General features: G+C 59.4%; 12 protein-coding genes. 8 read left to right on the top strand and 4 right to left on the bottom strand.

What is annotated here, in order from left to right:
* Positions 1-21: 21 nt before the first annotated feature.
* Positions 22-984, bottom strand: a complete 963-nt coding sequence (locus ACR0E2_RS01880) for a LuxR C-terminal-related transcriptional regulator (protein WP_480444917.1) — start codon at positions 982-984, stop codon at positions 22-24.
* Between the two features lie 97 nt (positions 985-1,081).
* The gene (locus tag ACR0E2_RS01875) at positions 1,082-1,660 is read right to left on the bottom strand and encodes a lytic transglycosylase domain-containing protein (RefSeq protein WP_152457765.1); all 579 of its coding nucleotides are present in this window, start codon (positions 1,658-1,660) and stop codon (positions 1,082-1,084) included.
* A gap of 203 nt (positions 1,661-1,863) precedes the next feature.
* Here ACR0E2_RS01875 and ssb point away from each other — a divergent pair, with 203 nt between their 5' ends.
* Together ssb and ACR0E2_RS01865 are read left to right on the top strand one after the other, a co-directional pair.
* Entirely contained in the window at positions 1,864-2,352 is a 489-nt protein-coding gene (gene ssb, locus ACR0E2_RS01870; RefSeq protein ID WP_152457764.1) for a single-stranded DNA-binding protein, read from the top strand.
* Positions 2,353-2,370: 18 nt separating this feature from the next.
* The gene (locus ACR0E2_RS01865) at positions 2,371-3,441 is read left to right on the top strand and encodes a site-2 protease family protein (protein WP_480444916.1); all 1,071 of its coding nucleotides are present in this window, start codon (positions 2,371-2,373) and stop codon (positions 3,439-3,441) included.
* Positions 3,442-3,450: 9 nt separating this feature from the next.
* Here ACR0E2_RS01865 and aroB read toward each other — a convergent pair whose 3' ends face one another.
* Positions 3,451-4,563: a 3-dehydroquinate synthase gene (gene aroB, locus ACR0E2_RS01860; protein ID WP_480444915.1), complete on the bottom strand. Its 1,113-nt coding sequence runs from the start codon at positions 4,561-4,563 to the stop codon at positions 3,451-3,453.
* Entirely contained in the window at positions 4,564-5,151 is a 588-nt protein-coding gene (locus ACR0E2_RS01855) for a shikimate kinase (protein WP_171228605.1), read from the bottom strand.
* Positions 5,152-5,230: 79 nt separating this feature from the next.
* Between ACR0E2_RS01855 and ACR0E2_RS01850 the strand changes: the two genes are divergently transcribed.
* The 6 genes from ACR0E2_RS01850 (at position 5,231) to ACR0E2_RS01825 (ending at position 12,053) form a co-directional block, all read left to right on the top strand.
* Positions 5,231-5,380 carry a hypothetical protein gene (locus ACR0E2_RS01850; RefSeq protein WP_171168466.1) on the top strand — a complete coding sequence of 50 codons (150 nt, stop codon included), beginning with the start codon at positions 5,231-5,233 and terminating at the stop codon, positions 5,378-5,380.
* Positions 5,370-6,890 carry a hypothetical protein gene (locus ACR0E2_RS01845; protein ID WP_480444913.1) on the top strand — a complete coding sequence of 507 codons (1,521 nt, stop codon included), beginning with the start codon at positions 5,370-5,372 and terminating at the stop codon, positions 6,888-6,890. Before ACR0E2_RS01850 ends, ACR0E2_RS01845 begins: the two co-directional genes overlap by 11 nt.
* 2 nt (positions 6,891-6,892) lie before the next feature.
* Positions 6,893-7,849, top strand: a complete 957-nt coding sequence (locus ACR0E2_RS01840; protein ID WP_480444912.1) for a site-specific tyrosine recombinase XerD — start codon at positions 6,893-6,895, stop codon at positions 7,847-7,849.
* Between the two features lie 63 nt (positions 7,850-7,912).
* Positions 7,913-9,220 carry an HlyC/CorC family transporter gene (locus ACR0E2_RS01835; protein ID WP_171328669.1) on the top strand — a complete coding sequence of 436 codons (1,308 nt, stop codon included), beginning with the start codon at positions 7,913-7,915 and terminating at the stop codon, positions 9,218-9,220.
* 19 nt (positions 9,221-9,239) lie between these two features.
* Positions 9,240-9,398 carry a hypothetical protein gene (locus ACR0E2_RS01830; RefSeq protein ID WP_171231771.1) on the top strand — a complete coding sequence of 53 codons (159 nt, stop codon included), beginning with the start codon at positions 9,240-9,242 and terminating at the stop codon, positions 9,396-9,398.
* 237 nt (positions 9,399-9,635) lie between these two features.
* Positions 9,636-12,053: a GcvT family protein gene (locus tag ACR0E2_RS01825; RefSeq protein ID WP_480446168.1), complete on the top strand. Its 2,418-nt coding sequence runs from the start codon at positions 9,636-9,638 to the stop codon at positions 12,051-12,053.
* Positions 12,054-12,075: the final 22 nt, after the last annotated feature.

Below are 12,075 nucleotides of genomic sequence, written 5' to 3'. Positions count from 1 at the left end.
GGAAAACCCCATATTCCATGTTCATGAAATCGAGAGCAAATGACTGCGCAAGTTCTGGCTGCGCCCTTCAAGGCCCAGCTTGCGGCGAATGTTGTTGCGGTGAAAATCGATTGTCGATGTTTCTCGGGACAGGGCCTTGGCGATGTCCTTGGTCGTTTTTCCAAACATGACCATCTGCGCAATCTCGATCTCGGTCGGAGTCATTGCTGCAAACGCATCCGTCAGTTTGTCCGACAATGAAGACGTGATCTCGTTCAGGTTCTTCTCGGCCAACTCAAGATAGACATACTGCGCTTCGTCCCCGGAAAGCTGCGTTCGAACCTTTTCCAGATAGGGCAGCACTCGGCCGCGCACCTGTTCGACAATTTCGTGATCGCGGTTTTTGCGTTCATCATCCAGACTGGACAGCAGGACGCGCAGCGCCGTGTTGGTTTCCTGCAATTCACGGGTGCGATCCGCGACACGGGTTTCAAGCTGCGCCAGTGTTTCGTTGAGCTTCTCTTCCAGCGCGCGGCGCAGGTAAACCTCTTGCAACAAAGCCAAATCCGACTCGACCATGCGTGCGAACTGCGCCAACCCTTCGCGGAACAACAAGGCACGCCGGTTCTGCTTGCGATCCAGAACACAAATCGTTCCGAACACCGATCCATCGGGCCATTTCAGCGGCAGGCCGATGTAAAATGTCATCCCATGTTCCAGATCGTCATTGTCGGCCCAAACCGGATCGCAGGCTGCATCCTCAACCACCAGTTCTCCGTCCCGTTGCAGGACGCCCTGACAATAAAGTTTGGGATTCAACTGGAAACTCAAACCAACCGGATACGGGTTTTCGGGATGATCCGAGGTGATCAGCACCGCGTGATCCGGTGCGTCGGTTTTCATGATCAGGCTTGCGGGCACATCCGCCAATTCCGCGACCAGATCAACCAGTTGCTGCCAGTTGGCCAGCGTTTCTTGCGGAATCTCAGGGTGGTCAACAGGCATGAGGCGACCTCACCAGTTACTGGACGATACCCTTTCAGATTAGTTGGACTGGTTGAGCCTGATCAAGAACCGGACGTTCTGCGCCGCGGCATCGGGTTTAACCGCCCCAGATTACCTTCACGTAGTTCTGGGTTTCCTTGTATGGCGGAATGCCGCCATGCTTTTCCACCGCTTTTGGGCCGGCATTGTAGGCGGCCAAAGCCAGTGGCCAGGATTTGAACTTGCGATACTGCCAGGACAGGTATCTGGCCCCACCTTCGAGATTCTGTTTGGGGTCATGCGGGTTGACCCCCAGAAGCTCGGCGGTCTGAGGCATCAATTGCGCCAATCCCAGAGCACCCTTGTGAGACTTCGCATGCGGGTTCCATCCGCTTTCCTGCTGAACAAGGCGCAGGAACAAGTCTTCGGGAATGTTGTGAAGGCGGGCAGCCTGTTTCGCCAGATCCAGATACTGGCCGCGATACTTGCCAGTATATCGCTTGCCGGTATGCGCACGGGATGTCTTTGGTTTCAACCGCGCGGAATCGCGATACTGCGTCGCCGCACGGGAATCCAGAATCTTGGACTGTTTGAGGAAGATATCCTTGCGGCTTTTGGTAGACAGAGTTTGCGCCTGCACAGGCAAAACGGCCAGCACAAGGCAGACAACAGAAAACCCAGCAACCCAAGAACGCATCAATGCCTATCCTGCTCGATAAGAAACCAGTCGGATTATAGGTATTCCCAGAAAAAATGAAAGCTTGGTAAAGACCAAAGTAAGACTCTTGCCCAACACTGTTGTATCTACTGTTTTCATCCATGATGCAGGCCGTATAGGGTCTCACGAAACAAGTCGCGCCAGATTCGGCGCACATACGCGAAAACAGAACGAGGAATTACATGGCGGGTTCAGTCAACAAGGTCATTCTGGTAGGTAATCTTGGCCGCGACCCCGAGGTCCGGTCGTTCCAGAACGGCGGAAAGGTTTGCAATCTGCGCATTGCCACGTCAGAGAACTGGAAAGACCGCAACACGGGCGAACGCCGCGAACGCACGGAATGGCACTCGGTCGCAATCTTCTCGGAACCGCTGGCCCGTATTGCAGAGCAATACCTGCGCAAAGGCAGCAAGGTTTATATCGAAGGCCAGCTGGAAACCCGAAAATGGCAGGATCAGTCCGGGCAAGACCGTTATACAACCGAGGTTGTTCTGCGCCCCTACCGCGGTGAATTGACCTTGCTCGACAGCCGCGGCGAAGGCGGCGGCAGCGGCGGTGGTTACGGCGGCGGCCAAGCCGGTGGCAGCGGGTACGGAGATCCTTACGGCGGTCCGTCCAGTTCCCCGGCACCGGCATCGGGTGGAATCGACGACGACGAGATTCCGTTCTAGAAAATTCGGAGACACGACATGACATGGTCCTTTTCTCTCGGCCGGTTGCTCGGGTCCGAACTGAGGGTCCATGTCACGTTTTTCCTGCTTCTGGCCTGGGTAGGCTTTGCCGCCTATTCCGCCGGTGGCCTGCCGGCCGCCATAGACAACCTGTTGTTTGTTCTGGCCTTGTTTGCCTGTGTGGTCGCGCATGAATTCGGTCATGCCCTCATGGCGCGGCGCTTTGGAATTAAGACCCCAGACATAACACTGTTGCCGATCGGCGGGTTGGCCCGACTTGAAAGGATGCCGGAAAAACCGATGCAAGAAGTGCTTGTGGCACTTGCAGGTCCGGCGGTGAACATCGTGATCTGGGTCATACTGGTCGCCTTCGGAGCGGGAGTGCCGATCGAGACGCTTTCCCAGATCGATTCACCGGGTATCGAGTTTCTGAACAGGCTGGCCTACATCAACCTGCTGCTGGCCGTATTCAACATGATCCCGGCCTTCCCCATGGACGGAGGGCGCGTATTCCGCGCCCTTCTATGCCTGCGCATGGACCGCGTCAAAGCAACACGCGTGGCTGCGGTCGGAGGTCAGATCGTTGCGGTGGGTCTGGGTTTTTTGGGGCTGAGTTCAGGCAACCCGTTTCTCGTGCTCATCGCCGTGTTCGTGTTCATCGCCGCCAACGCCGAAAGCCAGGACGTCGCCCTGCGCTCCGCAGCGCGCCGGGTACTGGCCCGGGACGCGATGATCACCGAGTTTCACGCGCTTTCCCCCGACGATACGCTGAGTACTGCGGCGCAAGCCGTGATCCACACCACGCAACACGAATTCCCTGTATTGGACTCAAGCCAGGCCTTGCTGGGATTCGTCACGCGTGAACGGCTGTTTGCTGCGCTGGCAAGTGACCAACCCAGATCAGCGCCCGCCACGTCGATCATGGACGCGGCGGTCCCCTCGGTTTCGCTTACCACCGGGCTCGAGACCGTTCTGGAGCACTTGCACAACGGCGCTCCGGCCATCGCTGTGGTCACTCGGGGTGGTCGCATGATGGGTTACATCACACGCGAGAACATCGGTGAACTGATGGTCATTCAGGGGCGCTAGGCATTCAGGTCAAGCCGTGGCAAGCGCATCCGACAGGACCGAAAGAACCGCATCTTTCGGCACATCTGAGGTCACGAACGCTTCTCCGATCCCACGCGCCAGAATAAACCGAAGCTGGCCATCCACGACTTTCTTGTCCTGTCCCATAAGATCCACCAGCGCCTCGGCGCTTGGCAATTCGCCCGGAATATCGGCCAGATCCGTCTTCATCCCCATCGCACGCAAATGCGCGCGCACCCGGCTTGGGTCCTCTTGCGAACACAAACCCAGGCGCGATGACAACTCAAACGCCAGCGCGCAGCCAATTGCCACACCTTCGCCATGCAGAAGGCGGTCGGAATAACCCGTCGCGGCCTCCAGGGCGTGGCAGAAGGTGTGCCCCAGATTGAGAAGAGCCCTGTCACCTTGTTCGGTTTCATCCCGCGCGACGATGTCGGCCTTCATTTGCACCGAGCGCGTCACCGCGTGCACACGGGCCGCCATGTCACCCGAAGAAACGCTTGGCCCGTGCGCCTCAAGCCAATCAAAGAATTTCGCATCGCCAAGCAATCCGTATTTCACGACCTCGCCATAGCCTGACAAGAAGTCTCTTTGGGTCATTGTCCCCAGGACAGAGGTGTCCGCCAGAACCAGCGCGGGTTGATGAAACGCACCGATCAGGTTTTTGCCCTGTGGTGCGTTGATCCCGGTCTTTCCACCGACCGAGCTGTCCACTTGCGCCAGCAATGACGTTGGAATCTGCACAAAGCGAACACCGCGCCGCAAAACCGCCGCTGCAAAGCCTGCCAGGTCTCCGATGACGCCGCCCCCCAAGGCCACGACGACATCCCGGCGTTCGACTTTTTCTGCGAGCAGCCACTCGACAGCGCGCTCGAAATGCGGCCAGCTTTTGGTTGCCTCTCCGGCGGGCAGCGCCAGCGCGGTCATCTCGATCCCCGCGGCATTCAGCCCGGCGCGCAGTGCCTCAAGATGCAGACCGGCCACGTTTTCATCCGTCAGAACCGCGACTTTTGGCCGGGCCAGAAGTGGTGATATCCAGCCCCCCGCCCGCGTCAGAAGATCCGGACCGATTTCAACATCATAGGATCGGTCACCCAGGTCCACATGTACTGTTTGGTGCATTTATTTGAGTTCCAAAACATCAGGGCGCGCCAACAGAGCGTCGACAACGCGGCCTACCATATTTTCGATCGAGGTCTCGCCATCCGAATCCACTGTCAGATCGGCCTGAGCATAAACCGGCACGCGGGCCTCGTAGAGGGATTTCAGCGTCGCATAGGGATCGTCGGTGCGCAGCAGAGGACGGGTGTCTTTGTGGCGCACACGGTTCCACAGAACATTCAGATCCGCGCGCAGCCAGACGGCAGCGCCCTTTTCGGCGATGATGCGACGGTTTTCCGGCTGGAGAAACGCCCCCCCACCCGTTGAAAGAATGCCTTTTTGTTCATCCAGCAAGCGCCCGATGACCTGCGATTCCTTGGTGCGAAAGAAAGGTTCGCCGTCACGCTCAAAGATTTCAGGAATGGTCATGTTGGCGGCTGATTCGATCTCGGCATCGCTGTCCAGAAACGGAACACCCAGACGTGCGGCCAACGCGCGACCCACCGCAGTTTTGCCAGCCCCCATCATCCCCACCAGAACCACGGTTTTGTGCAGATCAAAACCACCCTGTGTGTCTGTTGAATGTGTGTTATGCTTAATTTCGCTCATTTAAACGTGAATGACGTGATCTTGGGAAAAATGCCAGTTATAACTTGGCCAAAATCAAAAATTGAGGCAGCGTGGGGCCATGGGCCGACTGATCAAATTCCTGATATATGTTCTTTGCCTGGTATTCATTGGGCTGGTCGCCTACGCCTATGTTGGCCCATTCTTTGGCGCGGATTTTTCTGCGCCTCAAAGTGAAATCCGCGAACCGGTCGTATTGGATGTCAACTAAACAGGCGCTGTTGGCGGTCTTTCTGGCGGGATCGGCACACGCGCAGACCCCGTTATCCGCGATCGAGTGGCTTGCGGATCCGCCGGAAAACCTGCCCGGAACCGTATTGCTGGAACCGCCGGTGGCACAGAACGGCGGATTGCCCGAAATTGAGGTCACGCCGCTTGAAGCGTTGTCGCAACCTTTGGGCCTGGTCGCATCATCCGTCACCGGGTTGCCCGTGGATTTGTGGCAAGGCAGCGATGCGAACCGGCTGGCGGAGCTGATCGCGAAGACGCCCGTTCGCGACAACCCGGCCATGCAACGCCTGTTGTTTACATTGCTTCTGTCGGAAACCCGAGCACCGGCGGGCCCTTATGCGCAAGAGATTATGCTGCTGGCGCGACTGGACCGACTGATGCAGCTGGGCGCGGCTGATCCCGTGCAATCGCTGGTTCAACTGGCCGGGCCGACCGATACACAGGATCGGTTTCAGCGCTGGTTTGACGCAACACTGCTGACCGGTGATGAGGATCGCAGCTGCACCGCCCTTATCGCCGAACCGCATCTGTCAAAGGACTACGCCGCGCAAGTGTTCTGCAAAGCCCGACGCGGAGATTGGGCATCGGCAGCGTTGACGCTTGAGGCAGCGCATGCCCTGGACATCCTGCCGCCGGAAGAGCTGGCGGTTCTGGATCGTTTTCTAAGCCCTGAACTCTATGAAGGCGCGGCTTATCTGCCCCAACCTGAAAACCCGGATCCATTGAGTTTCCGACTGTTCGAAGCGATCGGAGAGCGGCTTCCTTCCGCCTCGTTGCCACGCGCTTTCGCCAACGCGGATCTTCGGGATGTGGCCGGATGGAAAGCGCAGATCGAAGCCGCCGAACGGCTTACACGCATTGGCGCTTTGACGCCCAATCAATTGCTTGGACTTTATACCGAAAGGTCCCCGGCAGCGTCCGGCGCAGTTTGGGACCGGGTCGCGGCCATCCAACGATTTGAAAGCGCATTGGATACGCGAAGCGCTGAAGCCATCGGAAAAACGCTGCCACTAGTCTGGCAGCAGATGCGCAGCGTCGGGCTTGAAGTGCCCTTCGCCGAATTGTTCGCCGAGCGTCTGTCGAAGGTTTCGCTGTCGGTGCCGGCGACTGAAAACCTGCGCTGGCGCATTCTGATGCTGTCTGGCCTGTACGAACAGGCTGCGCAATCAGCACCGGACAACTCGATCGATACCCTGTTTCTTGCGGCGCTGGCGCAGGGTGATCCGGGGCGGGCGGTTTCTCCTTCTCCGTTGGCCGACGCGGTTTCTCAGGGGTTTGCATGGGCGGCACCCGTACCCAACGACATTGACGCCTTACTGGACAACGGTCAGCTTGGTGAAGCCATACTGGAAGCCATGCAGCTGTTTGCGCATGGTGCACGGGGCAATCTTGTGGATCTGACCGCAGCAATCGCAACCTTCCGACGCGTGGGCCTGGAAGACACCGCGCGGCGCGCAGCGCTGAGCCTGTTGATCCTGCAAGAGCGTTGAAGATGGCTATTCCGGCGACAAATGAGCTATGGATTTCGACCTTTCTACAGGCCCAGGCAGCGGAACTTGGCGCGGCGACAAATACCTTGCTGGCCTATGGGCGCGATCTGAAAGACTTTGCATCCTGGTTGCAGCACAGGGGATCCGGATTCGATCAGGCAGATCGTGATCAGATCGAGGCCTATCTGATCGACTGCCAGGCACAGGGCCTGTCGCGTTCCACCCGCGCGCGGCGATTGTCGGCGATAAAACAGCTGTACCGCTTTGCGTTCGAGGAAGGCTGGAGCGAGACGAACCCCGCCATCCAGATCAAAGGTCCGGGGCGGCAGAAACGACTGCCCAAAACGCTGGACGTACCCGAAGTCGACCGTCTTCTGGCAGCCGCCCGACGAACCGGGCGCAGCAAGGCTGATCGCATACGCAATACCTGTTTGATGGAAGTTCTCTACGCCACCGGGATGCGTGTGACCGAACTTGTGTCCCTGCCTGTTTCCTCGGCCCGTGGCGATCCGCGTATGCTGTTGGTGATGGGCAAAGGCGGCAAGGAACGCATGGTGCCCCTGTCCCCACCGGCGCGGGATGCTTTGGCTGCCTGGTTGACCGCGCGGGACGAAGCCGAAGACCAGACCGTCGAGAAAGGCGGTCAAAGGTCTCGTTTTCTGTTTCCGTCGCGCGGCAAGTCCGGCCACCTGACACGGCACAGGTTTTTTCTGCTGGTCAAGGAACTGGCCGTTCAGGGTGGCGTTTCACCCGAGAAAGTCACCCCGCATACCCTGCGCCATGCCTTTGCCACGCATCTGCTGGCCAACGGCGCTGATCTGCGTTCGATCCAGACCTTGTTGGGTCACGCCGACGTTGCAACGACCGAGATTTATACTCATGTTCTGGATGAACGGCTGTCGGAACTGGTGTTGCAACACCACCCGCTGAGCAAAGACCCTGACGAAGACCGGGGCTAAGCCCTTGATCCAGCAGCGCGGCATCCCCATAACGGATGCGTCACCCTAACCCACCAAGGACCAATGGAACCCTCATCTTCTCTGATCGACAGCGCATTCTGGTTTACGTCAGGCGCGATCCTCTTGTTGCTCGTTTTGTCCGGCTTTTTCTCGGGTTCGGAAACGGCGCTTACAGCCTCTTCTCGCGGAAAACTGCGGGCGCAGGCCGACAAGGGATCACGGGGCGCAAAAAAGGCGCTGGAAATCACCGATGACAATGAACGCCTGATCGGCTCGGTTCTTCTGGGCAACAACCTTGTCAACATCCTGGCGGCCTCGCTGGCGACGGCCTTGTTCACCCGTTTGTTCGGCGAAAGCGGCGTGGCGTTGGCGACCCTGGTCATGACTTTGCTGGTGCTGATCTTTGCCGAAGTGCTGCCCAAGACTTACGCCATCACCAATTCCGAAAAGGCCGCGGCGGCTGTCGCGCCGATCATTAGCGTCGTCGTGACGGTGTTTTCACCCATTGTGGCCGCGGTGCGGCTGCTAGTGCGCGGTGTGTTGCGCCTGTTCGGCGTGCAGATCGATCCCGACAGCAACATTCTGGCTGTACGCGAAGAGATTGCCGGCGCCTTGCAACTTGGTCATTCCGAAGGCGTGGTCGAAAAGGAAGACCGCGACCGCATCTTGGGTGCGCTGGATTTGGGCGACCGAACGGTGGAAGAGATCATGCTGCACCGATCGAATATCGAGATGATCGACGCCAATGCCGCCCCCGAGGCAATCCTGAAACAATGTCTGCAAAGCCCCCACACCCGTCTGCCTGTGTTCCGGGACGAGCCGGAAAACATCGTAGGCGTTGTCCACGCCAAGGACCTCTTTCGCGCCATGTATGCGCAGGCAGGCAGCAGCGACGGCGGGACCGACCGTTTGGCAAGCTTTGACATCGGAAAGGTGGCAAACGACCCTTACTTTGTGCCCGAAACCACGACGCTGGACGACCAGATGCGGGAATTCCTGCGGATGCACAGCCATTTTGCATTGGTTGTGGATGAATATGGGTCACTGCGAGGCCTGATCACGCTTGAAGATATTCTTGAAGAAATCGTGGGCGAGATTGCCGATGAGTTCGACATAGACGAAGAGGTTCCGGTAACACGCATCGAAGATGGCCAGTATCTGGTTGAAGGTTCCATGACAATCCGGGATGCCAACAGGGCACTGGACTGGTCTCTGCCGGATGACGAGGCGAACACGCTGGCCGGTCTGGTGATTCACGAGGCCCAGATGATCCCTGACGTCGGTCAGGTGTTTTCGTTCCACGGTTTCCGATTCGAGGTCACGGCGCGTGAAGGCAACCGCATCACCGGACTGAAAGTGCGCCCCCTGTAGCCCTTGCGATTTTTCTGAAATGTTCCGCGCGCTGCCCAAGCGCCTGTCGTCAACCGAACGACCCAATTGCGCTGAACCGGGCGCGGATACTCCGATCATCGCAAAGTCCGGCCCAAGCACGGAGCTGGGCGAGATGGGCCAGTTTGATCACCCCGACTTTGTTGCCGCCGTGCAATAAAGTGAAAAAGCGGCCTTTCCGGCCGAAAAACCACCGGGCGATGTCGTGCTGAACGAGGCGCAGGCCGCCTGTTTGTTTGCGCTCGGTTACAGGTTTCGACGCACTTTGACTGCGCGAGAAGGCTGTGCAAATCCAAAGCCGGTGCAATAGGTGACATGCGACACTTGTTGTCGCTAACAGACGAGTAATATCCCCATCGGCTCGACAGTTTTTTCCAAAATCATGGGGAGGAACACTGTGAAAACCACCTGTCAGGTTGCCGTCATCGGGGGCGGCGTCGTCGGTTGTTCGGTGCTCTATCACCTGACCAAGCTGGGCTGGTCCGACGTGATGCTGCTGGAGCGGTCCGAACTGACCAGCGGATCGACCTGGCACGCGGCGGGTGGGTTTCATACGCTCAACGGCGATACCAATATGGCCGCACTGCAAGGCTATACCATCCGGCTGTACAAAGAGCTGGAAGAGATCACCGGCATGTCCTGCGGGCTGCACCATGTGGGCGGCATCACGCTGGCCGACAACCAGGACCGGTTCGACATGCTGCTGGCCGAACGCGCCAAGCACCGCTTCATGGGGCTGGAAACCGAAATCGTCGGCCCCGACGAGATCAAAAAGATCGCCCCCATCACCAACACCGACGGCATTCTCGGCGCGCTCTATGATCCGCTGGACGGGCACCTCGACCCTTCGGGCACGACCCACGCCTATGCCAAGGCCGCACGGATGGGTGGGGCCACGATCGAAACCCACTGCATGGTGCGCGAGACCAACCAGCGCCCCGACGGCACTTGGGACGTGGTCACCGACAAGGGCACCATCCACGCCGAGCATATCGTCAACGCCGGCGGCCTGTGGGCGCGCGAAGTGGGCGCGATGGCGGGTATCTACTTCCCGCTGCACCCGATGGAGCATCAATACCTTGTCACCGACAACATCCCTCAGATCGAGGCGATCATCGACGCGGGCGGCGAGCATCCGCACGTCATGGACCCGGCCGGCGAAAGTTATCTGCGGCAGGAAGGGCGCGGCCTGTGCATCGGGTTCTACGAACAGCCCTGCAAGCCCTGGGCCGTGGACGGCACGCCATGGGAGTTCGGGCACGAACTGCTGCCCGATGATTTCGACAAGATCACCGACAGTATCGAGTTCGCCTATCGCCGCTTCCCGGTTCTGGCCGAGGCCGGAGTGAAATCGGTGATCCACGGCCCCTTCACCTTTGCCCCCGACGGCAACCCGCTGGTCGGGCCGGTGCCGGGCGTGCGCAACTACTGGTCGGCCTGCGGCGTGATGGCCGGGTTCAGCCAGGGCGGCGGCGTCGGCCTGACGCTGGCGCAATGGATGATCGAGGGCGAGCCCGAGCGCGACGTCTTTGCCATGGACGTGGCCCGCTTCGGCGACTGGATCACCCCCGGATACACCCGCCCCAAGGTGATCGAGAACTATCAGAAACGCTTCTCCGTCGCCTACCCCAACGAGGAACTGCCCGCCGTGCGGCCCAACCGCACCACGCCGATGTATGACATCTTCAGCGATCTGGGCGCGGTCTGGGGCCAGCAATACGGGCTCGAGGTCGCCAACTATTTCGCGCAAGCGGGCGAACCTGGCTATGAAACCCCGTCCTTCCGCCGCTCGGACGCGTTTGCGGCAACGGGCCGCGAGGTGCGCGCCGTGCGCGGTGGCGTCGGCATCAACGAGGTGCACAATTTCGGCAAATACCTTGTGACAGGTCCGCGCGCCCGCGACTGGCTGGATCGGATCATGGCCGGACGCATCCCCAAGCCAGGCCGCCTGTCGCTGACCCCGATGCTGTCGCCCAAGGGCAAGCTGATCGGGGATTTCACCGTGTCCTGCCTGGGCGAGGAGGAATTCCAGCTCACTGCCTCCTACGGCGCACAGAACTTCCACATGCGCTGGTTCCAGCACCATCAGAAAGACGGCGTAACCGTCGAGAATATCAGCGACAAACGCAACGGTTTCCAGATCGCGGGCCCCAAGGCCCGCGAGGTTCTGGCCGCCTGCAAGCGCGCCGATATCAGCGACATGCGCTTCATGGACGTGCGCTGCATGGTCGTCGGCATGACCGACTGCATCGTGCAGCGGGTCAGCTATACCGGCGACCTGGGGTTCGAGATCTACTGCGATCCGATGGCGCAGCGCCAACTATGGTGGACCCTGTGGCAGGCCGGTCAGCCGCACGGCATCACCCCCTTCGGGATGCGCGCGATGATGAGCCTGCGGCTCGACAAGTTCTTCGGCTCGTGGATGCGCGAATTCTCGCCCGACTACACAGCCGCTGAAACCGGGCTCGACCGCTTCATCGCCTTCAACAAGCCCGCTGATTTCATCGGCCGCGCCGCCGCCGAGGCGGAACGTGCCAACGGCCCAGCGCGCAGGTTGGTGGCCTTCGAGGTCGACGCAGACGACGCCGACGTGAACGCCTATGAACCGATCTGGCTGGATGGCACTGTCGTGGGCTTCTGCACCTCGGGCGGTTATTCGCATTATGCCCGCAAGTCCGTCGCCATCGGCTTTCTGCCAACCGAACGCGCAGCAGACGGGCTTGGAGTCAAGATCGAAATACTGGGCCAGATGCGCAAGGCAAAGGTCATCTCGACACCCTTGTTTGACGCAGATGGCGCCCGAATGAGGGGATGACTCGCGCTCGGGCCGACGGCAT

The organism is Ruegeria sp. A4 (assembly GCF_056543025.1).
The sequence above is the reverse complement of the archived record's forward strand: the minus strand, read 5'-3'. Positions and strand labels throughout refer to the sequence as shown.

What these genes read in the sequence shown, in the direction of transcription:
- ACR0E2_RS01880 (WP_480444917.1), bottom strand. Translation starts at nt 984, where the DNA reads ATGCCTGTTGACCACCCTGAGATTCCGCAAGAAACGCTGGCCAACTGG.
- ACR0E2_RS01875 (WP_152457765.1), bottom strand. Translation starts at nt 1,660, where the DNA reads ATGCGTTCTTGGGTTGCTGGGTTTTCTGTTGTCTGCCTTGTGCTGGCC.
- ssb (WP_152457764.1), top strand. Translation starts at nt 1,864, where the DNA reads ATGGCGGGTTCAGTCAACAAGGTCATTCTGGTAGGTAATCTTGGCCGC.
- ACR0E2_RS01865 (WP_480444916.1), top strand. Translation starts at nt 2,371, where the DNA reads ATGACATGGTCCTTTTCTCTCGGCCGGTTGCTCGGGTCCGAACTGAGG.
- aroB (WP_480444915.1), bottom strand. Translation starts at nt 4,563, where the DNA reads ATGCACCAAACAGTACATGTGGACCTGGGTGACCGATCCTATGATGTT.
- ACR0E2_RS01855 (WP_171228605.1), bottom strand. Translation starts at nt 5,151, where the DNA reads ATGAGCGAAATTAAGCATAACACACATTCAACAGACACACAGGGTGGT.
- ACR0E2_RS01850 (WP_171168466.1), top strand. Translation starts at nt 5,231, where the DNA reads ATGGGCCGACTGATCAAATTCCTGATATATGTTCTTTGCCTGGTATTC.
- ACR0E2_RS01845 (WP_480444913.1), top strand. Translation starts at nt 5,370, where the DNA reads ATGTCAACTAAACAGGCGCTGTTGGCGGTCTTTCTGGCGGGATCGGCA.
- ACR0E2_RS01840 (WP_480444912.1), top strand. Translation starts at nt 6,893, where the DNA reads ATGGCTATTCCGGCGACAAATGAGCTATGGATTTCGACCTTTCTACAG.
- ACR0E2_RS01835 (WP_171328669.1), top strand. Translation starts at nt 7,913, where the DNA reads ATGGAACCCTCATCTTCTCTGATCGACAGCGCATTCTGGTTTACGTCA.
- ACR0E2_RS01830 (WP_171231771.1), top strand. Translation starts at nt 9,240, where the DNA reads ATGTTCCGCGCGCTGCCCAAGCGCCTGTCGTCAACCGAACGACCCAAT.